This is a genomic window from Moraxella osloensis (assembly GCF_001553955.1).
GTDB lineage: Bacteria > Pseudomonadota > Gammaproteobacteria > Pseudomonadales > Moraxellaceae > Faucicola > Faucicola osloensis.
Genome location: NZ_CP014234.1, coordinates 180,226 through 201,978 on the forward strand (window position 1 = coordinate 180,226; position 21,753 = coordinate 201,978).

The 21,753-nt window shown below is 44.9% G+C and carries 19 protein-coding genes and 1 pseudogene; 9 read left to right on the forward strand and 11 right to left on the reverse strand.

Annotated features, from left to right (window positions below):
• Positions 1-73 precede the first annotated feature (73 nt).
• The 3 genes from AXE82_RS00815 to AXE82_RS00825 are packed head-to-tail and all read right to left on the reverse strand — an operon-like array spanning position 74 to position 2,271.
• On the reverse strand, positions 74-892 hold the full coding sequence (locus tag AXE82_RS00815; protein WP_062330323.1) for an ABC transporter permease: 819 nt from the start codon (positions 890-892) through the stop codon (positions 74-76).
• Positions 889-1,605: an ABC transporter ATP-binding protein gene (locus tag AXE82_RS00820; RefSeq protein ID WP_062330326.1), complete on the reverse strand. Its 717-nt coding sequence runs from the start codon at positions 1,603-1,605 to the stop codon at positions 889-891. The genes AXE82_RS00815 and AXE82_RS00820 overlap by 4 nt, the downstream gene beginning before the upstream one ends.
• Before the next feature lie 57 nt (positions 1,606-1,662).
• Entirely contained in the window at positions 1,663-2,271 is a 609-nt protein-coding gene (locus AXE82_RS00825) for a cob(I)yrinic acid a,c-diamide adenosyltransferase (protein ID WP_062330328.1), read from the reverse strand.
• A gap of 107 nt (positions 2,272-2,378) precedes the next feature.
• Between AXE82_RS00825 and cysS the strand changes: the two genes are divergently transcribed.
• The 5 genes from cysS to pdxH all read left to right on the forward strand — a co-directional run bounded on the left by cysS (position 2,379) and on the right by pdxH (position 8,180).
• Positions 2,379-3,827 carry a cysteine--tRNA ligase gene (gene cysS / locus AXE82_RS00830; protein ID WP_062330330.1) on the forward strand — a complete coding sequence of 483 codons (1,449 nt, stop codon included), beginning with the start codon at positions 2,379-2,381 and terminating at the stop codon, positions 3,825-3,827.
• On the forward strand, positions 3,828-4,253 hold the full coding sequence (locus AXE82_RS00835) for a YqaA family protein (protein ID WP_062330332.1): 426 nt from the start codon (positions 3,828-3,830) through the stop codon (positions 4,251-4,253). It begins immediately after the preceding gene.
• Between the two features lie 219 nt (positions 4,254-4,472).
• Entirely contained in the window at positions 4,473-5,939 is a 1,467-nt protein-coding gene (guaB, locus tag AXE82_RS00840) for an IMP dehydrogenase (RefSeq protein WP_062330334.1), read from the forward strand.
• A 200-nt stretch (positions 5,940-6,139) separates the two neighbouring features.
• Positions 6,140-7,495: a phosphoglucosamine mutase gene (gene glmM, locus AXE82_RS00845; RefSeq protein WP_062330336.1), complete on the forward strand. Its 1,356-nt coding sequence runs from the start codon at positions 6,140-6,142 to the stop codon at positions 7,493-7,495.
• Between the two features lie 25 nt (positions 7,496-7,520).
• Entirely contained in the window at positions 7,521-8,180 is a 660-nt protein-coding gene (gene pdxH / locus AXE82_RS00850; RefSeq protein WP_062330338.1) for a pyridoxamine 5'-phosphate oxidase, read from the forward strand.
• 57 nt (positions 8,181-8,237) lie between these two features.
• Here pdxH and AXE82_RS00855 read toward each other — a convergent pair whose 3' ends face one another.
• On the reverse strand, positions 8,238-8,957 hold the full coding sequence (locus AXE82_RS00855) for a Bax inhibitor-1/YccA family protein (protein ID WP_062330339.1): 720 nt from the start codon (positions 8,955-8,957) through the stop codon (positions 8,238-8,240).
• Positions 8,958-9,158: 201 nt separating this feature from the next.
• Here AXE82_RS00855 and AXE82_RS00860 point away from each other — a divergent pair, with 201 nt between their 5' ends.
• Positions 9,159-10,091: an NAD(+) kinase gene (locus tag AXE82_RS00860; protein WP_062330341.1), complete on the forward strand. Its 933-nt coding sequence runs from the start codon at positions 9,159-9,161 to the stop codon at positions 10,089-10,091.
• A 50-nt stretch (positions 10,092-10,141) separates the two neighbouring features.
• On the opposite strand, the gene AXE82_RS00865 is transcribed toward AXE82_RS00860, so the two are convergent.
• Positions 10,142-11,485, reverse strand: coding sequence for a lytic murein transglycosylase (locus AXE82_RS00865; protein WP_062330343.1), 1,344 nt, complete (start codon positions 11,483-11,485; stop codon positions 10,142-10,144).
• 252 nt (positions 11,486-11,737) lie between these two features.
• Between AXE82_RS00865 and ppnP the strand changes: the two genes are divergently transcribed.
• Positions 11,738-12,025 (forward strand): pyrimidine/purine nucleoside phosphorylase, encoded by a 288-nt coding sequence (gene ppnP / locus AXE82_RS00870; protein ID WP_062330345.1) that lies wholly within the window; start codon positions 11,738-11,740, stop codon positions 12,023-12,025.
• A 75-nt stretch (positions 12,026-12,100) separates the two neighbouring features.
• Here the strand turns inward: ppnP and AXE82_RS00875 are convergent.
• Positions 12,101-13,041: pseudogene (locus tag AXE82_RS00875) on the reverse strand (pirin family protein).
• A gap of 164 nt (positions 13,042-13,205) precedes the next feature.
• A complete protein-coding gene (locus tag AXE82_RS00880) occupies positions 13,206-15,161 on the reverse strand; it encodes an ATP-binding cassette domain-containing protein (protein WP_062330347.1) in 1,956 nt (651 codons plus the stop codon).
• A gap of 104 nt (positions 15,162-15,265) precedes the next feature.
• Between AXE82_RS00880 and AXE82_RS00885 the strand changes: the two genes are divergently transcribed.
• A complete protein-coding gene (locus AXE82_RS00885) occupies positions 15,266-15,541 on the forward strand; it encodes a SlyX family protein (RefSeq protein WP_082741376.1) in 276 nt (91 codons plus the stop codon).
• A gap of 164 nt (positions 15,542-15,705) precedes the next feature.
• On the opposite strand, the gene AXE82_RS00890 is transcribed toward AXE82_RS00885, so the two are convergent.
• Both AXE82_RS00890 and AXE82_RS00895 read right to left on the reverse strand, forming a co-directional pair.
• The gene (locus AXE82_RS00890) at positions 15,706-15,876 is read right to left on the reverse strand and encodes a hypothetical protein (RefSeq protein ID WP_007116753.1); all 171 of its coding nucleotides are present in this window, start codon (positions 15,874-15,876) and stop codon (positions 15,706-15,708) included.
• 82 nt (positions 15,877-15,958) lie between these two features.
• Positions 15,959-17,056, reverse strand: a complete 1,098-nt coding sequence (locus tag AXE82_RS00895; protein WP_082741377.1) for a 3-deoxy-7-phosphoheptulonate synthase — start codon at positions 17,054-17,056, stop codon at positions 15,959-15,961.
• A 304-nt stretch (positions 17,057-17,360) separates the two neighbouring features.
• Between AXE82_RS00895 and lpxB the strand changes: the two genes are divergently transcribed.
• Entirely contained in the window at positions 17,361-18,749 is a 1,389-nt protein-coding gene (gene lpxB / locus AXE82_RS00900) for a lipid-A-disaccharide synthase (protein WP_082741378.1), read from the forward strand.
• Positions 18,750-18,825: 76 nt separating this feature from the next.
• Here lpxB and AXE82_RS00905 read toward each other — a convergent pair whose 3' ends face one another.
• The gene (locus AXE82_RS00905; protein WP_062330349.1) at positions 18,826-20,250 is read right to left on the reverse strand and encodes an ABC1 kinase family protein; all 1,425 of its coding nucleotides are present in this window, start codon (positions 20,248-20,250) and stop codon (positions 18,826-18,828) included.
• 173 nt (positions 20,251-20,423) lie between these two features.
• Positions 20,424-21,728 (reverse strand): phosphoribosylamine--glycine ligase, encoded by a 1,305-nt coding sequence (gene purD, locus AXE82_RS00910; protein ID WP_062330351.1) that lies wholly within the window; start codon positions 21,726-21,728, stop codon positions 20,424-20,426.
• Between the last annotated feature and the right edge of the window lie 25 nt (positions 21,729-21,753).

Sequence of the window (21,753 nt, forward strand, 5' to 3'; positions counted from 1 at the left end):
ATTAAAAAAAATAAGAAATTTTGCAGGGTCATTAGAATTTATAGTAAATAAGTGAAAGATAGCCAATCAACGGTTAATGAGAAGTCTTGGCAGAAGGTGGAATGACAAACTGCCACTGCGGGTTAAAAAACCGCCGAAAAATCAGCAAAGTCGCTATTGTACACCCTAAGGTACTGCTGGTGGCAATTAAAAACAGGGTTATAATTTGATAAAGCACGGCTTGGTGCGGGTCTGCGCCTGCCAAAATTTGTCCTGTCATCATACCCGGTAAGCTCACTACCCCCACCACCATCATGCTGTTAATCGTCGGTGTGATACCATTTTGAATGGCAGCGATGACGTAGGGTTTTGCGGTTTCCCAAGGCGTGGCGGACAATGCCAAATAGGTATTAATCATATTTTGTTCGCGATGAAAACTGCTGACAAGTTGGTTCATAGAGAGTGAGACAGCGGTCAATGAATTACCTAAAATCAGCCCCAATAATGGTATCATCACTTGCGGACGAAACCACGTAGCAGCGTTGTCTGACAGCACCCACCAACCACCAAATATAGCCACCACCCAACTACTGACAAACACCGCCAATGCCGTATCCCAAAATAAACCTTGATAAGGCTTTTTAACCCGATTTTTGGCAGCGATAGTGGCGACAATCGACATAAAGGTCAAAATCGCCAACACTTCATACCATTGCTCTCTGGCAAAAATCCACGCAAGTACCAGTCCAATGAGACTTAGTTGGACCACCGTGCGAAAACTTGCAATGAGCAGGGATTTGACGATACCCAATTTCAACCAAACACTGATTGCCATCACCAGTAATAATGCCAGGCTTGCCAGCGCCACTTGTAGGTAGGAGATAGGTGGCATGGTGATGGCTAACATCATCATAGCTGATTGCCTTGTGCTACGGATGCGCGTACTTTGCTATCCACCGTTAACTTGTGATTGCTCAATTGACCATCAGCCATCGTCCAGTGGCTAGTGCCAATCGCCAATAAGCGCTGAATTTGGGTTGGTTCATGGCTGATCCACACGACGCTGGCATTGGGGGTGGATTGATACCAGTGGTTAATCAATGTTTCGACTTGGTGGGTGGTGGTGGTATCAAGGGAGGCGGTAGGTTCGTCGAGTAATAAAATGGTCGGGTGCAACTGTAGCGTGCGTAATAAATTGACAAGCTGTTTTTCGCCACCCGATAAGCTGCGGCTATCTTGCTGTAAAAACTGGGGTGATTTGCCAAGGTAAACTAGCTGCTGCTCGTGCCAAGATACATCGAGTTTTTTGTCTTTATAAAGTGCAAAGCTAAAGGGCAGAGCTAAGTTATCTAAGACGCTGCCCTCAATCATCTCACTTAGTTGCGCAATATAGGCAACCTGTGAGCGCCAAATAGCCGGCGTCAAATCGGTCAAATTTTTGCCGTTTAAGGTGATGTGACCTGCTGACATAGGTAAGAGGCTTGCTAGCAGTTTTAGCAGTAACGATTTGCCACTGCCAGACTGTCCCGTGATGACAATAAAATCGTGGTCATGGATTTCAGCTGAAACATGATTGACGAGTGTTCGATTGTCGATTTGGTAGGACAGTTGGATAAATTGCAGCATCGCTTTTTAAAGTATAGTATTTTTAAGGTATAGCGTTTTTAAAGTATCGTGATAGGGCTATGACAGGGTGTTTTTATCCCAAAGCACTTCTTGACCGGCATCCAACCGAGCAACGACGCGCGCCAATACAAACAGCCAATCGGACAGACGATTGATAAACTGTAGACTGAGTGGTGAGACATTATCATCCCGCGAGTTTAATGCCACGAGTAGGCGCTCAGCGTCTCGGCAATAGCAACGAGCGATATGCACTTGGCTGGTCACAATGGTGCCTGCAGGCAAGATAAAATCTTTGAGAGGTGGTAAATGGCTGTTCCACTCATCAATTTGATTTTCAAGTTCTATCACATACTCTGCCAAAATCCCGCGGTATTCGGGCATGGCAAGCTCACCCCCTAAATTAAAAAGCTGGTGCTGCAAGCGGCTTAGTTTGGCATCAAATTGGGCATGGTTGGGTTGGACATGGTTAGGTTGGGCTTGGCGATTTTGAGTATGATTATCTTGACTAAGATAGCCCCGCAATAAACCGATTTGTGAGTTTAATAAGTCAATTTTGCCCATGGCGTCAAAGCGTAAGTCTGACTTGGAAATGCGTGAACCATCCGCCATGCCAGTGGTGCCGTCATCGCCCGTTCGGGTGTAAATCTTTGATAATCGATTGCCCATTATAGAGACCTTAAAGTGTGAAATATGCCAAATCATAGCACTTTTAACAAAATTTCGGTATGATAACCGATTGTCTTTTTTACCCAATTTGCAAAGGTGACTATCCCATGACACAGCTGACACAGCCCATGCCGATTACCATATATGACTCGATGAGTGGACAAAAACGCCCATTCACGCCCTTAGAAGCAGGCAAAGTTGGCATGTATGTCTGTGGGATGACGGTGTATGATTATTGCCACATCGGTCATGCGCGGGTCATGGTCGGCTTTGACGTGGTCGTGCGCTGGCTACGTCATATGGGCTATGATGTCAACTATGTGCGTAATATTACCGATATTGATGACAAAATTATTAACCGTGCTAAGGACAATGGCGAAAGTATCTATCAGTTGACAGACCGCTTTATTAAAGCCATGCACGAAGATGCTGATAATCTGGGCTGTGAGCGTCCTAACAGTGAGCCAAAAGCCACGGATTTTATCCCGCAGATGCAGCATTTAATCCAAACGCTAGAAAGCAAAAAGTTAGCCTATCAAGGCGCAACGGGCGACGTCTATTATGCGGTCGAAAATTTTGCTGAGTATGGCAAGCTCTCAAAACGTCGCCTAGCCGATATGCAAGCGGGTGCCAGTGAGCGGGTGAATGTTGAGACAGACAAAAAAAATCCGTTTGACTTTGTATTGTGGAAATCTGCCAAACAAACAGAGCCATCTGAGACCAAATGGCAGTCGCCTTGGGGTGTGGGTCGCCCAGGTTGGCATATCGAATGCTCAGCAATGAGTACTTGCTGCTTGGGCGACACGTTCGATATCCACGGCGGCGGGCATGATTTGCAGTTTCCACACCACGAGAACGAAATTGCCCAATCTGAAGGCGCAACCGGTAAAACCTATGCCAACAACTGGATGCACGTGGGATTTATCAATGTTGACGGTGAGAAAATGTCAAAATCACTAGGTAATTTCTTTACCATTCGCGATGTGATGGGACAGTTTCACCCAGAGACCATTCGCTTCTTTATTTTATCGAGTCATTATCGCAGCCCAGTGAATTTCTCAGATAGCGCGCTTAAAGAAGCCCAAACCAGCCTCACGCGTTTGTATCAAGCCTTAAAATCTGTAGAAAGCCTGACTCAACCAGCAGGTAAAATTGATAAAACCCCATTTGAAACCCCTTTTAATCAAGCGATGGGCGATGATTTTAACAGTGCAGGGGCAGTGAGCGTATTATTTAGTCTGGCGCGTGAAATCAACAAAGCGGTCAATCTTGAAACCGACGAAGGCAATGCCCAAGCGCTGGCATTGGCAACATTGCTAAAAGATTTGGCACAACCGCTCAATATTTTACAGCTTAATCCAACCGATTTTTTACAAGCGCGAGTTGGTGAGGCTGACGGTTTAAGCGATGCGGACATCCAAGCCCAAATTGATGCGCGTAAACAAGCCAAAGCGGACAAAGACTTTGCCAAAGCTGACCAAATCCGTCACGACTTAAAAGCGCAAGGCATTGAACTGGAAGACGGTAAAAATGGCACGACTTGGCGCCGCGTGTAATTGGCTTATTGGTTCCTATGGTTAGCCGCCTTTGGCTCGGCAACCCTATTGCCCATGCAATCTGAGGCGGTGCTTGTCACCTTATTGGCCAAGGGACACTATAAGGCTTGGCTGCTATTGGTGGTGGCAAGCGTTGGTAATGTATTGGGTTCGTGTGTCAATTTTTGGCTTGGGCATCAGATCGACCGCTTTTATGACAAGCCTTGGTTTCCGGTATCGGCTGTCAAGCTTGCCAAAGCCAAGCGTGTCTATCAAAAATATGGGTTTTGGTCATTGCTTGCTAGCTGGGCACCCATGATCGGTGATCCGATTACGTTGTTTGCCGGTGTGTTCGGTGAACGGTTTTGGCGCTTTTTGCTGTTGGTGACGATTGCCAAGACCGCCCGCTATGTAAGCTTATATGCGCTTTATCTCGGTGTAATTTAGAAAAATGATTGCAATAGACATGTTTTTTATCTAAAATAGGCGGTTAATTTAAAACTTAAATAAAAGATGGTGTCAATTGCGATTTAAGCTGACAACAGACTAAACCACAAGGCTGGGCAGGGAACTGTTCAGCCTTTTGCGGTTTTTTGGCTGTCAAATTTTTCACCACGACAAAATTTTAATTACTATTTAACTACGCTTAACTGCTCCGAGGTCTTTATGTTACGAATCGTTGATGAAGCACTTACCTTTGATGACGTGCTACTACTACCTGCTTATTCTGAAGTCTTGCCTAAGATGGTAGATTTAAAAACCCGTTTGACGCGCGGTATTGAGCTAAATTTACCCATCGTATCTGCCGCGATGGATACCGTGACTGAATCACAAATGGCGATTACCATTGCCCAGCTTGGCGGTATGGGTATTTTGCACAAAAACATGGACATTGATTTACAAGCCATGCAAGTACGCCGGGTGAAAAAATTTGAAGCCGGTACGGTTGTTGATCCTATCAGCGTATCGCCCGATACCAGTGTGGGCGAATTGCTTCGCATCACCAAAGAAAACAAAATCAGTGGTGTGCCTGTGGTAGAAGGTAACCAAGTGGTCGGTATCGTCACCCACCGTGATATCCGTTTTGAAAATAACCTAAGCCAGCCTGTTCGCAATATCATGACCCCAAAAGAAAAATTGGTGACAGTCAAAGAAGGCGAGCCCACAGAGAATATCAAACGTTTGCTACACGAACACCGCATCGAAAAAGTGATTGTTGTGGACGACAATTTTCAATTAAAAGGCTTGATTACTGTCAATGACTTCACCAAAGCTGAAAACAACCCAAATGCTTGCCGCGATAGCAAAGGTCGCCTACGTGTTGGCGCTGCAGTGGGTACGGGGGCAGATACCGAAGCCCGCGTTGAAGCGCTCATCGCTGCCGATGTGGACGTGATTGTTGTAGATACCGCACATGGTCATTCAAAAGGCGTCATTGATCGCGTGGCTTGGGTGAAAAAGAACCATCCAAACATCCAAGTGATTGGCGGTAATATCGCCACCGCTGATGCGGCACTCGCTTTGCGTGACGCGGGTGCCGATGCTGTCAAAGTGGGTATCGGTCCGGGCTCTATCTGTACCACGCGTATTATCGCAGGTATTGGCGTGCCGCAAATTTCAGCGATTAGCAACGTGGCTGATGCGCTAAAAAATGACATTCCACTGATAGCCGATGGTGGCATCCGTTTTTCAGGCGATATGGCAAAAGCGTTAGCAGCGGGTGCCTCTTCTATCATGGTGGGTTCTCTACTTGCAGGTACCGAAGAAGCGCCAGGGGAGGTTGAGCTATTCCAAGGTCGCTACTACAAAGCCTACCGCGGTATGGGTTCGCTAGGTGCGATGTCAGGACAAAACGGCTCATCCGATCGTTATTTCCAAGACGCCAAAGAAGGGGTAGAAAAATTGGTACCCGAAGGTATCGAAGGTCGCGTCCCTTACAAAGGTCCAATGAACGGTATCATCAACCAATTAGCCGGTGGCTTACGTTCGTCAATGGGTTATACAGGCTGTGCCAATATTGAAGAAATGCGTAGCAAACCACAATTTGTGCGTGTGACTTCGGCCGGTATGAAAGAATCTCACGTACATGACGTGCAAATCACCAAAGAAGCCCCTAATTACCGTGTAAACTAAGTGATACGTTGATTGCACTAAAACTGGGTTAAATACCCAGTTTTTTTATCGCCCAATTTATCGCCCAAAGTTTTTATAGCCTAAAGTAACGTGTTGCGCCATCACCCATAAAAACAAACAGATGTCGCAACATGCGTGAAATTTTGCTATGCTAAAATTTTATATTGTGATAACAACGACGGGCGGCAAAGGAGAATTAAATGAGTTATTTTGGTACTGATGGTATTCGTGGTAAGTTTGGGGAATTTCCGATACATCCGCAGTTTTTAATCAAATTAGGCTATGCTACGGGTAAAGTGCTGCTAGCCAACCAAGCGACCCTCAATGAAAATCATCGTCCCAATGTCGTCATTGGTAAAGATACACGGCTCTCCGGCTATGTTATTGAAGCCTGTCTGCAAGCAGGATTTAACGCCGCAGGGGTAGATGTGCATATGCTAGGCACCATTCCAACCCCTGCCATCGCGCATTTGACCCGAAGTTTTCACGCTGATGCGGGCGTGGTGATATCGGCATCCCACAATCCGTTTTATGACAACGGTATCAAATTTTTCTCTAATGAAGGCAAAAAGCTGTCAGATGAAATTCAGCAAGCCATCAATGAAAAAATTTATGAAATCAAAGATATCAATGTTGTTATTGATACCCCAGAAGCGCTAGGCAAAAGTTATCGTGTGGAAGATGCCAAAGGCCGCTATATCGAGTTTTGTAAGGGCACTTTCCCCTACAACCTAAATTTAAATGCCCTAAAAATTGTCGTTGACTGTGCCAATGGGTCAGGATACAGCGTCGCACCCCGTGTATTACGTGAGTTAGGCGCAACCGTAATTGCGATTGGCGATAAACCCGATGGCATTAATATCAACGACAATGTCGGCTCTACCCATCCGGCAAACTTGCAACAAGCGGTGCTTGACCATGATGCCCAAGTGGGTATTGCCTTAGATGGCGATGGCGACCGTATCGTCATGGTCAATGAAAAAGGCGAGTTGGTTGATGGTGACGGCATTTTATATATTTTAGCCACCCAAGCAGAGCAACAAGTCGATGGCGTGGTAGGTACCTTGATGACCAACATGGGTCTGCAATTGGCGTTTGACAAAGTCGGTATTGCCTTTGAGCGCGCCAAAGTCGGCGACCGCTATGTCATGCAAGGGCTTGAAAAAAATGGCTGGGTACTGGGCGGTGAGTCATCGGGTCATATTTTAACGTTAGATAAAGCCAGTACGGGCGATGCCATTGTGGCAGGTTTGCAAGTGCTTGCGGTGATGGCGCAGCGCAAACAATCACTATCAGAGCTGATGAAGGGTTATACCCAGCTACCACAAAAATTGGTCAATGTCAGATTGGCGCAAAAACAAGATCCCTATACCTTTCCAGAATTGGCAAATGCGTTTAAAGCTGCCGAAGAAAAATTGGCGGGACGGGGTCGTTTACTAATTCGTCAATCAGGTACAGAGCCATTAATTCGAGTGATGGTCGAAAGCGATGATGAGATTGAGTGTGATATGTTAGCCAATGAACTTGCTGAAAAAGTACGCCAAGTGATGGCGTAAAGTTGACATTTCATAAGGATAAAAAATGAGTATTGATTTTACCAGTCAACGATTATCGTATGAGCAAGGCGAGCTTATCGAATCACACTTGCCAAAGCAGCCGTTTAGCTTACTACAAACTTGGGTGCAGCAAGCGATTGATGCCAAGCAAGGAGAAGCGTATGCGTTTTCACTGGCGACTTGTGGAAGTGATAGGCAGCCAAGTGTGCGCACCTTACTCATGCGTGAAATTATCCAATTGGATAACGCAGGCATTGGCCTCGTGTTTTATACCAATTACGACAGTGCCAAAGGCTGTGATTTGGCGACCAACCCCAATGCTGAAGCATTATTTTTTTGGCCGAGCCTAGAAAGACAAATCCGTCTTACCGGCGCTGTGCAAAAAGTTAGCCGTGAACAATCCGCGCAGTATTTTCATAGCCGTCCCCGTGACAGTCAATTAGCTGCTTGGGTCAGCGAGCCACAAAGCAGCGTGGTTGCCAGCCGCGAGGTAATGGAAGACAAATTTGCCCAATTAACTGTGCAGTATGAGGGCAACCCAATCCCTTTACCAGAATTTTGGGGTGGCTATCTGCTGACGGTAGAGAAAATCGAATTTTGGCAGGGTAGAGCCAATCGTATGCACGACCGCATCGTCTATTCGCTAGATGGCGAGCAATGGGTGATGGAACGTTTATTACCTTAAACTACAAGCCATAAAAAAACACGGTATTTTAAACCGTGTTTTTTTATTTGATAAAACTTAGTTTTGCAGTGAACGCAGTAAACGTACAAATTCAATATACATCCATACCAGTGTTGATAAGATACCAACGCTTAAGACCCATTCATAGCTTTCATCCACCCCTGCGGCATAGGCTCGCTCAACACTGTCAAAATCTAATAACAAGCTCAGTGATGCAATCACAATCACCAGCAAGCTAAAACCAATAGCCACCACGCCACCGCTAAACAAATACGGCAGTGAGCTACCAAAGAGGCTAAACCCGATTTGTACCAGATACACCAGCATGATAGCAATCACAGCAGACATCATCACAGAACGAAATTTTTCGGTCACTTTAATCACGCCACTGCGATAAAGCGCCAGCATCACGGCAGCGGTCACAAAAGTTGCGACTAGAGCAGTCGGGGCAACCGTGGGAAACTTAATACTCGCAAACAGGGAAATCGCGCCAATCACGATGCCCTCTAAAATGGCATAGGGAATTGCCAATGTCTTAGCTATGTGGGGTTTTGAGATAATCACCATACTCAATACAAAAGCCACCAAGATACTGGCTAAAGCCGCGACACTCACAAAACCTGAAGTGACGCCAGTAGCTAAGCAATAGCCAAAAAATCCAACACCCGATAAGGTCGTCAAACCTAACAGAAAAGAGGTTTTTCGGATGACCCCTTTGACCGTCATCGGTGTCGTACTAACCGCAAGTTCAGCGCGAGATATAATCGGATTTGCCATACAAGTTTGCTCCTAAGAGTTAAAAAATTTCAAAAGTTAGCTATATGTTAATCACCTTAAATTAGCAAATAGCAACGAGTTTGTATACATTAACTGCACAACGAAGGTTAGCAATTTTGTAATATAAAATACTGATTGGGCATAACGCGAGCTAGTAAGCTGTGATAAAATAGTTCAATCTTTATCAGTTAATTTTCTGCTATGACGTCCACATTTATTCCCAATCCTGCCTTTGGGCGTATCGGCATTATGGGTCGTGCCAACAAGCCAAGTGTCATTCAAAGTATCTACCAAATTTGTGACTTTTTTCATGAGCAAGGGTTGCCTTTACTAATTGACCATCAGACAGCACGGTTGCCGGCATTGGATTTTGCGCGTTTGGGCAACATTGCTACGATTGAGCGCAGTTTGCTAGGCGGTGCTTGTGATTTGGTCATTGTGGTCGGTGGTGATGGCTCGCTGCTACATGCCGCGCAAGTATTGGTCAAACACAAAGTGCCAGTGGTGGGGGTAAACCGCGGACGTTTAGGGTTTTTAACTGACATTTATCCTGATGATTTAAACATAAAATTGACCAGTATTTTACAAGGTCATTATCAGCTTGAAGATCGATTCTTGTTAAAGATGGAAATCCGTCAAGGTGCACATGTGATTTATGAAGATATGGCGCTAAATGACATTGTGCTGCACGCAGGTAAATCAGTGCATATGCTAGATTTTCATTTAAAAATTGATGGGCTAAATGTCTATCGTCAGCACAGTGATGGTCTGATTGCATCGACACCCACGGGTTCGACCGCTTATGCGCTATCAGGTGGCGGGCCGATTATTCATCCTAGTATGGATGCCATTTGTCTGGTGCCTATGCATCCACATACCTTATCAAGCCGCCCGATTGTGGTCAGCGGCAACAGCGAAATCAAAATCCGTATCCATAAAGATAATCGCACCCAGCCGATGGTGAGCGCCGATGGGAAACCGTCGGTGCCGCTTAACCAAAACCAGCGTTTAGTGATTCACAAGCATCCCAACAAACTCACGTTATTACACCCACCTGGGGTAGATTTTTTTGAAGCTTGTCGTACCAAACTTGGTTGGAATAGCTACGCGGAAGAATTTAGTATGGATAATTAAATAAAAAAGCCACCTGAATCATTTAGGTGGCTTTTTTATGAAAAAATACCTTAATTAATCAGCCCACTTGCCGAGCGTTTTGAGATAAATCCATCTGGAATTTGGTTATGATCGGCTTGCCAGCGCTGAAATGCCAATTTGGTATTGGTGCCTACGACGCCGTCTGTGCCTTTGGTATCATAACCCATTGCCGTCAAACGCTGTTGCAGTTGGCGGACTTCATAAGTAGCAAGTGGCTGCTCATAGCGCGGCCAAGATTGCTGTAAGCCTGGCTGCCCGATAATGGCTTTGGCAAGTAAGCTCACCCCCATGGCATAATTGGAGGAATTATTGTAGACCTTAATGGCATCAAAATTTTTGGTTAATAAAATCGCAGGACCCTCTTTACCCGCAGGAAGCCACAATTCTGCCACCGCATCCATAGGCGCATTTGGGGTGATAAACTGAACACCTAAATTTTGCCAGTCTGCCATGGTTTTTTTGGTACTGACCTGGCGATAATCAAAACCATTCGGTAATCGTACCTCATAGTACGAGCCCATACCACGTTGCCAGCCGGCATTTTTAAGATAGCTTGCGGTAGAGGCTAACGCATCAGCGGTATGCCAAGGGTTACGATGACCATCACCATTGCCATCTACTGCTTCATCTAACCAAGTTTTGGGAATAAATTGGGTATGCCCCATGCCACCTGCCCAAGAGCCGCGCAGTTGCGACCAATCAATATCACCACGCTCAAGCAGCGATAACAGCGCGAGCAGCTGATCCTCTGCAAAACTGCGGCGGCGACCATCATATGCCAATGTCGCCAAACTATTGACCAGTGATGAGTTGCCTGTGCCTTGACCGTAAGAAGATTCCATGCCCCAAATGGCAGTCACAATAGAGGCCGGCACACCATACTGATTTTCAATGCGCTCAAGTAGGGCGCTTTGGCTGGCAAAATTGCGCTGACCCCCACTAACACGACCACTCGACGCAGCACCATCAATATATTCCCAAGGCATTTTGGCAAATTCAGGCTGTCCTTTATCCAGTGATACCACTTGTTCGCTGTAGTTGGCACTAGACAGCAAGCGTTCAACATCAGCACGGGGGTAACCTTTTTGCACGGCGCGTTCAATAAAATCCGATTTCCACTGATAAAAGCTGCTGTATTGATTGGTTGGAACAGTCACAGGTGGCACGGGCGTGACTTTCGGGGGTGCCGTAATCACCACAGGGGCAGTCGGCAACGTACCTGGTAATTTTTGGGGTTGGGTATGAATAGGTGCTGATGAACAAGCTGCCAACAATGCCGCTAAGCTGACAGGCAATGCCAGTTTTTGACCAGCAAAACGATGCAACAAACAGAGCGATAAAGAGACGATAGACGACGGATATTTAACATACATAGAGCAATAACCTCAATTAATACAAGCCAAACGCATACAAACATAACAACTGTGGTAAAAAAATTGAATATAGCACAAAAATAGGAAATTTTAATTGTTAAGGAATAATTGATATAAAAATCCTACAAAAATTGCGGTAAAAGTATTTGCTAGATTTTGGCAGTTTTGCCAGCGTTTTTTGGAAAATAGGATTGATAATTGGTCAAAAAAGTTTATGATAATCGGTTTATACTATAATTTTGAGGAATAACTATGCTAAAAGTCAATCAATATTTTGATGGGAATGTGGCATCAATCGGTTTTCAAACAGCCACCCTACCTGCGACCGTGGGCGTGATGAAAGTAGGCGAATACGAGTTTGGCACGAGTCAATTTGAAACCATGACCGTCATTAGCGGGGCTATCTCGGCACTATTGCCAAACCAAACTGATTGGCAAACTTTTAAAGCCCATGAAACCTTTACCGTCGATGCCAACCAAAAATTCAAGGTAAAAATTGACGAAGAAACGGCTTATCTTTGCACTTACCAAGATAAATAATTAAATAATCAAGACAAAGTCAGTAATAAAAAAGCGATATCAAATCCATGATATCGCTTTTTTTGGCCGAAAAATTTATTGAATACCGCCAAATTTCCCTGCATTAAAATCTAAGATGGCTTGTCGGATTTCAGCTTGGCTATTCATCACAAAGGGTCCGTAACCCACCACCGGCTCATTAATCGGCTCACCACTCATCAGCAAGATTTTCGCCCCCGCTTTGCCTGCCGTTAAGCGTACAAAATCCTCGCCCGTCTCGCCACTTTCAATCTCAAAAGTGATTAATTGATTGGCGTGTGCTTGCTGGTCGTGATCAGCGTTGATAATCACATCGCCTTGCATCGACAATAACAACAAATTGTGGGTGCGAGAAATCGCGACTTCTACTGAGCGATTGGGTTCAATACTGATATCCCACAAGTTAATGGGGGTAAAAGTCGTGCCAATGCCGCGTGCCTTATTGTCACCCTGCTGGGGGGCTTTGGCATTGATAGTAGGGGTAAATTCCCCAGCAATTACCTTAACTTGTCCTGCATGCAGTCCTTCATCATCATGTAGACTGACCAAAGGCATGTCATCATTGGCAAGATGTTGGTATTTGGCAGGCGTGGCTTTATCTTTGGCAGGTAGATTGACCCAAAGCTGTACCATGCTAAAATCACCGCCTGCTTGGCTAAATTCAGGGGAGTGAAATTCTTCATGAATCACGCCATTGCCCGCCGTCATCCATTGCACATCACCTGTCTTAATAGTACCGCCACCGCCACTAGAATCACGATGGGACTCACCGTTTCAAACCCTTTATGCGGATGTTGTCCGACACCGCGCGGCGCTTGAGCGTTGGGTTCAAAATATTGTTTTGCTGCATAGTCGAGCATTAAAAAAGGATCGGTGCGTTTATCACCCACCATGTGATTGAACATCGGATTGACATGAAAACCATCACCCACCCAATGAGGGCGTGGGGCTGCATGGATTTTGTCAACTTGTCGGTAGGTTTTATTGCTATTTTGCATCGCCATGATGGTTCTCCTTATTGATAGCTATAATTATAGGAGTAAAAAGGCTATTTTCAAGTATAAATTACATTATATTGGTTATTGTAAACATTAACTAATATAAAACATAAAAAAAGGCAAAGTTAATTGATAACCTTGCCTTTATAAATTATTTAATGATTTTAATCATCAAGTTCTGACCAGCGCGCCATTTTTTCCAGTAGCAAATCATCAATCTTGTTGAGACGTTCACTGGCTTGGGTAGCAGCTGCCATATCACTCACAAACCAGCTACCATCGGCTAATTTGTCTTGAAGTTCAGCTTGCTCTTGCTCGAGTAGCGCGATTTCATTGGGGAGACTGTCCAATTCGCGCTGTTCTTTGTAGCTCAGTTTTTTCTTCACCGTATCAGCTTTTGGTGCATCAGTGTTAATCACTTCTTTGGGCTTTGCTGCTGTCTTTTCTGATTTGTCTGCTTTGGGTTTAATCGCTTGTTCACGGGATTTTTGCGTCAAATAGTCTTGATAGCCACCGACATATTCTTTGACAATGCCATTGCCATCGCTATCTTCATCAAAAACCCAAGTTGATGTTACGACATTGTCCATAAAGGTACGGTCATGGCTAATCAGTAAGATGGTGCCATTAAAGCTATCGACGGCTTCTTCTAACAGCTCTAGGGTTGCCATATCTAAGTCGTTGGTCGGCTCATCCAGTACCAAGATATTTGCAGGTTTTAGTAGCTGTTTGGCTAACAAAACGCGGTTACGCTCACCGCCTGACAAGGCTTTGACCGGTGTTCTGGCGCGTTCTGGGGCAAATAAGAAATCTTGCAAATAGCCGATGATATGTTTCTTTTTACCCGCCACTTCTACAAAATCAGAACCTTCCGCGACGTTTTGTACCACGGTCGCTTCTAAATCAAGTTGGTCACGCAGTTGGTCAAGAAAGGCGATTTGTAGATTGGTGCCTAATTTTACTGAGCCAGATTTGGTGATATCAGGCTGGGCAATATCCAAAATCGCATGAATGAGCGTGGATTTACCGACACCGTTTTTACCGATAATACCAATGCGGTCACCACGCATGATGCTGGTGGTGAAATCCTTTACCAAGGTTTTATCACCATAACCTAGATTGAGATGTTTGACATTGGCAACCAATTTGCCGCTATTGTCGCCATCGTTCATGCTGATGTTAACTTGTCCGATTTGCTCACGGCGGGATTGACGTTCTTCACGCAGCGCCTTTAACGCGCGCACGCGACCTTCATTGCGGGTACGGCGCGCTTTGATACCTTGACGAATCCAAACTTCCTCTTCAGCCAGTTTTTTATCAAAATTGGCATTGGCTTTTTCTTCGGCACTCAGTTGTTGTTCTTTAAGTTCTTGGTAGCGGGCATAGCCTTTATTGACATTGCCTGCTTGCTTGGTGACGTCATAACTGCGCAATATACCGCGGTCAAGCTCGACAATGCGGGTGGCGATTTTGTCAATAAACGAGCGGTCATGCGAGATAAACAGCAGGGTCAATCCTTGCGCGTTTTGCAAAAATTGCTCAAGCCATTCGATACTTTCGACATCCAAATGGTTGGTCGGCTCGTCAAGTAGTAGCACATCAGGTTTGGTAATCAGCGCACGCGCAAGCAGCACACGGCGTTTGCGACCGCCCGATAATTCCCTAATATCAGCGTCGCCATCCAAGTTCATCATCGACAGCATAGTCTGTACTTCACGGGTCAAGTCCCACCCATGGGCATCATCAATTTTATGCTGCAAATCTGACATCAATTCACAGGCTTTCATGTCACCGCTGGCACATTTATCACTGGCTTGCTCGTAGGCTGTCAGCCATGTTGCCACATCGCCGGCACCTGCCATAACGATATCGCTGACTTTGCCCGAGGTTTCTGGAATGTCTTGCTCAAGCATGGCAATTTTCAGATTGCCACTGATTTGGAATTCGCCACTGTCAGCCTTGACTTGACCGCTAATGACCTTAAACAAAGTTGATTTGCCTTCACCATTGCGCCCAATCAAACACACGCGTTCGCCTTGTTCGATATTAAAATCAATACCGTCCAAAATCGGTGCAATACCAAATGCCAAATGAATATCTCGTAAATGAATCAGTGCCATAACTTTCTCAAAGTTTAGTAAAAATGTTTGTATAATAGGAAAATGCGGCTATTGTAGCAGACTTTATGGCAAAAAATTGTGGGGAAACTTAGGAGGCATTCTAAATGAGCGAAAAAGATCACCAAAAACAATCAAGCGATGAAAATGGGTGGGTTACCATGGTGGAAAAATTAACCCAAGCATTGATTGATTTACAAACGCAAGTGGCATTTATGGAAGATACAGTGGATAAACTTGATAATATCGTCACCGAACAAAGCCAGTTGATTGCTGACCAACAACGGCAATTACAGCTACTTTATCAAAAATTGGAAACTCAAACGCAAGGCTCACAAATTCAGCCGTTTGATTTGTTAAGCGATAAACCGCCGCATTATTAACCTAGTCTACTGCTCGATGCATATTGAGAATAAAGGATATCGGCAAACTCGGATTCAGTGACTTCCCCGATAACTAAATCTCGCATAGCATCAGCCAACAAAATATGGTCAATCGTGATTTCAAAATCATTTAATGACAAATATTCTAAAGAAAATTAACTCCATTACATATCTGCTAGGCGTTTAAAGGTTTTGTTATGAGTGCGTAGAACTAGTTTGGTTTCCGATTTGATAATTTGCATACCATAAATACCTGACAAATCAAGTTTTTTAGTGGGCTTAATGGCAGGACGTTCTACGATTTTGACGCCATATTTTTCCAATTTTTCGCTCATGTTTAGACCCTAATTTCATCAACAAAAAAACCGCTACAAATTCATTATAGCGGTTAATTAAATTTATTCAAATGCTAAAAGCTTAATCATTCAACTCGCGAGTGGGTAATACATCTTTCACCGCATCTCGCAAGTCATGCATCGCTTTGACCGTGGTATCCCAATCGATACAGCCATCGGTAATAGACTTGCCATATTCCAATTTGCTCAAATCTGCGGTCAAATCTTGACGACCGCCTTTAAGATGACTTTCCACCATCATCCCAATAATCGAGCGATTGCCGTTTTTGATTTGCTCAGCGATATTTTGAATGACCATCGGTTGCAGGTAAGGGTCTTTATTTGAATTGGCATGGCTTGAGTCAATCATGATTTTGCCTGAGACTTTACCTTTAGCAAGTTCATTTTCTGCTTGGGCAACGGCAGTGGCATCATAGTTGGGTTTGCCATTACCGCCACGAAGCACCACATGACCGTATGGATTACCTTTTGATTGAATGATAGACACCAGACCATCGGCAGATAGACCTAAAAAGCTATGACCAGATTTCACCGCTTGCATGGCATTGACCGCCACTGTCATACCGCCGTCTGTACCGTTCTTAAAGCCGACCGGACAAGACAGACCTGAAGACATCTCGCGGTGAGTTTGACTCTCAGTGGTACGTGCGCCGATGGCTGACCAACTAATTAAATCTTGGATATACTGCGGTGTATTTGGGTCAAGCGCTTCGGTTGCACAAGGTAAGCCTTTTTCATTCAAATCAAGCAGCAGTTTGCGCGCAACACGCAAGCCCTTATTGATATCAAAGCTATCATTCATGTCTGGGTCATTGATTAAGCCTTTCCAGCCCACCGTGGTACGAGGTTTTTCAAAATACACACGCATCACCACATAAATACTGTCTTCAATTTCTTTGGATAAAGCCAACAGTTTATCGGCATATTCATGCGCAGCGTTGACGTCATGAATCGAGCAGGGACCAATCACCATCAATAAACGTTTGTCTTTACCGTCTAAAATATTACGCACGGTTTCGCGACCTTTGGTCACCGTCTCGATAGCTTTGGGGCTTAATGGTAGTTCGTTTTTCAATTCCGCAGGCGTCACCAGCGGTAAAATTGCTTCAATATTCACGTTATCTACATCAGCGATATCAGTTTTGGCAAAAGTTGTCATAATTCTCACAGGCTGTTGGCAAAAATTTAAAAAATCACTATAAACCAAAAAATTTATAATGTCATTACTTGAGTCAGTAGGAAAGCCTACTTTTAGTTTGGCAGTGGATAAAATTTTTTGTCAATGTTTAAAGTCTGTTTGGATATCTTAATATCCTATAGCACCAGTATAACAACTATTGTATCAGTATACTAGTACAAAATAACAAATGATTGTCATTTAAATTTTTGATGGTTTTACTTTTCATCTGTTTACCCCTAAAATATTTTTTTAAAATTATAACCAAACAAGGCTGTTTAATCCCATGTACGCTAACGCCCCTGCACAAACCCTTTCAGACCTTGCTGCAAACGCCACACTCGCAGCCGATATTGCTAACCCAAGCGAAGCGAGCTTTTATAATGTCAGCGAAGCGAGCTTTGCTAACGTCAGTGAAGAGAATTTGCTACAAAACGCTGCTAAAACCAAGTTTCAGCCGATTGTCATTGGTATCGTAGCAGGCGAGGTCTCAGGCGATGCGCTGGGTGCGGACTTTATGCGCCAGATGAATAATTTGCGTGATGATATTGTGTGGGTGGGCGTGGGTGGTGCACAGATGCAAGCGCAGGGGCTTAACTCAGTGATTGAGATGTCTCGTTTGTCGGTGATGGGCTTGGTGGAAGTGGTTAAGCATTTGCCAGATTTGTTTAAAGCACGCGATGAAATTTTGGCAGCCTTTAAACAAAACGCCATCGATATTTTTGTCGGCATTGATGCGCCTGATTTTAATTTGCGATTGGGGGAGCGGTTAAAATCAGCCGGTATTTATTGTGTGCAATATGTCAGCCCATCGATATGGGCATGGCGGGAAGGGCGAATTGAGAAAATCAAACGCGCGACCAATTTGGTGCTGTGTTTGTTTCCGTTTGAGTTGTCTGTCTATCAAAAACATAATCATCCCGCCGTGTGTGTCGGGCATTCACTCCTCAAAACCATTGATGACAATTTGCTTACAACGCCCATGGACGAGCTGCGCCGTGAGTTGATTTGGGATAATCCCACCTACCATCAGTTTTTTGTCAAAATGGGCGAGATGGAAATGAGCCATCTCATTGCAGTGATGCCAGGCTCAAGACGCAGTGAAATCGATGCGATTTTTCCAAAAATGCTCAAAGCCATTCACAAACTGTTGATTATGGATGATAAGCTATGCTTTATCGTGCCAACGGTCAACCAACACCTACTGACTATCGTAGAGCAATATCTAGAAGCCCAATCAGCGCAGGTGCGCCATCATGTCACAGTGAGCTGTGATGAAACACAAGCGGATTTTAGCCAACGGGTGATGGCGGCGTCAGACTTGGTGCTGCTCGCATCGGGCACCGCCACGCTTGAAGCCATGCTACTGGGTAAACCGATGGTGGTGGTATATTCACTCAATAAAATGACCTTTTGGCTGGCAAAACGGCTGGTCAAAGTGCCGTATGTGGCATTGCCTAATATCCTGGCAGGTCGAGAAATCGTACCAGAATTGCTACAAGAAGACGCCAACCCAGACAATATTTGCCGTGTGGTACAGCAATCATTAAAGGTTAAAAATTATAACGAGCAGCTGCGAGATTTGCGGCAAACGTCAGAATGGCTGCGTGATCAAAGCAACATCAATCCCGCCAATGCGGTGATTGACAATTGGCTGACGTGGAAACAGCAGTAAAAATCTCAGGCAAAACTCAGGCAAAATTTGACGTTTTATCAAGTTGGGCACGGTGATATTGATGGTAAACTTACACCTAATCTTCTGATGTGAAGGTTGCTATCAAATCATGGGCTTTGGTTCTGGCATCAAGCACCGTCATAAAGGTATAAGCGCCAATGAATTTACGGCTAATAAACATCAGCTCTTTAGGCGGCACGCTAAAGGATTTTGAGGTCGCTGATTGGCTGGCAAGCTTAATGACACGGTTATGTAAATCACTTTGCGCCCAAATATAATTGCCATGTACATCCAGTGCATGGGGTGGAATTGTCGGATTACGACTTGGCAAACTAAAGGGTTCACTGGCAAGTAAACATAGCTCTACCATATCATTTTTCACCGAATCGCTAAGATTAGCAAAGAATTCAAAATGCTCGCCTGCTTGATCAATCGCTTGGCGCATTTTGCCACGGTCGTGGAAAACCCCTGCCAACAGCAAATTACGGGCGATGAGTAGCAGATTATCATCAAACTGACGAATCGCGCCAAAGTCCAATAACACCAATTGGTCAAGCTGTGTATCAGGCTGCTGTGTATTAGGCTTTTGTGCAAGGCGAATCAGATAGTTGCCAAAATTGGGGTCGGTCTGCATATCCCCCCATTCAAAAATCTCACGTAGCATAATTTCAATCGACGCCTGCCCAATCGCATTCCGTCTTTCTTGGGGTAGCGCAAATACTTGCTCATCCAAAATCGACACGCCATCTTCATAGGTCATACATAGCAGCCGATCGGTGCTATAAGCTTTGAGGATGCGCGGCACCACATAGCGACTATCCCCAACAAAACGTTGAAAAAATAACTCAGTGGTGTCTGCTTCTAGGAGGTAGTTGACTTCATGATGCAGCAGGTCACGAATTTCTTCAAACCAATCATCGAGTTGGCGCGTTTGCGGGACAACATTCGTCACTTTAAGCAGTTGGCGAAACAAATCCAAATCACTGTCTACGGCATCGGCGATATTGGGATATTGCACCTTAAACACCACTTGCTCGCCTGTGGCTTTATGAACTGCTCTATGTACTTGCGAAAGTGAGGCGGTGCCAATTGGAGTATGGTCGATATCAAACTCATGGATGGTATCACCCAATTCGGTTCGTAGCGCTGATTCGATAATTGACCATGAAAAAGCAGTCGTCTGACTGTTCAATGTCTGTAAGGCTTCTGTGATTTCAGGGGGTAAAAAATGCTCCCCGTACAGGGCTAACATTTGACCGATTTTGACCACTGAGCCTTTGAGTTTACCCAGCTCATCCACCAAATATTGGGCTTGCTCACGCATAAAAGATTGTTTTTGTAGAGCTTTTTCTTCTTTTGACTTAAATAATCCAAAGGCACTGTTGGTCGCCCATCGTCTGCCGATATTGAGCGATGCTTTGGCAATCGATAACCGACGGTCAAGCGCCGAGGTTTTGAGCTGTTCAAGCGGTTGGTTATCGTAATTTTGCGGATTTGCCATACAGGGTGCCTAATGTTTTTGAAAGAAAAAGCCAAATAAAAAGCAAATCATTTTAACACATGATTTGCTTTGATTGTTGTTACCGATTTTTAATAAAGCGGATTAAAACTTAGCGTAACCACTTGGTATAAGACAGTGGCTAGATGTCTAAATGCCATCTTATTGGTTGTTGGTTATTCGGCGCTAGATTGAATAGCGCGCCAACCGATATCACGGCGATATTGCATACCATCAAAGCTAATAGCGCCACAAACTGCTAAGGCTTTGGCTTGGGCATCCAAAATATCGTCACCGAGCGCCGTCACGCAAATCACACGGCCGCCATTGGTGATAATTTCACCATTATCAAACGCTTTGGTGCCTGCGTGGAAAACTTTGACATCCATATCCGTTTGCCCATATTGTGACTCAAGTGATGGTAACCCATGGATGACATCGCCGTTGCTCGCGCTTTCTGGATAGCCTTTGCTAGCCAGTACCACACCCAAGGCAGGACGCTCATCCCACTCGGTTTGTTTAGGCAGATTGCCTGCAAGTCCAGCTTCAATCAAATCTACCATTGAGCCTTTTAGGCGCATCATAATGGGCTGTGTTTCTGGGTCACCAAAACGGCAGTTAAACTCAATCACATAGGGGTCATTGTGGTCATCAATCATCAATCCTGCGTACAAAAATCCCGTATAAGGTGTGCCATTGGCGTTCATGGCATCGACCACTGGCTGAATCACACGGGTAATCACCTTGTCATGTACTTGCTGCGTCACCACGGGGGCAGGTGAGTAAGCACCCATACCGCCTGTATTAAGACCGGTATCACCTTCGCCAATACGTTTGTGATCTTGGCTGGTTGCCATCGGTAAAATATTGTTGCCATCTATCATACAGATGAAGCTAGCTTCTTCACCTTGCAAGAACTGCTCAATCACCACACGGCTGCCCGCATCACCAAATTTGTTGCCCGATAACATATCATTGATGGCGTCAATGGCTTCTTGTTCGCTCATCGCCACAATCACGCCTTTACCTGCGGCTAAACCATCGGCTTTGATGACAATCGGCGCGCCTTCGGATTTCACATAAGCAATCGCTTGCTCGGCATCGCTAAAAGTTTGGTATTTGGCGGTAGGGATATGGTGTTTTATCATAAAATCTTTGGCAAAGGCTTTTGACCCTTCAAGCTGTGCGCAATACGCCGTGGGTCCCCAAGCTTTGATACCTGCTTTTGTTAAGTCATCGACCATACCTGCCACAAGTGGCGCTTCAGGACCAACCAGCACAAAGGCAATGTCATTGTCTTGGCAAAATTGAATCACCGCCGCATGGTCTTTGACGCTTAAATCGACATTTTGTAATTTGTGTTCAAGCGCTGTGCCTGCATTGCCATTGGCAACAAAAACCGTGCTAACTTTGCTATCTTTGGCGCATTGCCATGCCAATGCGTGCTCACGTCCACCTGTGCCAATTACTAAAATATTCATGTAAATCCTCTATCTCTATAAAGTT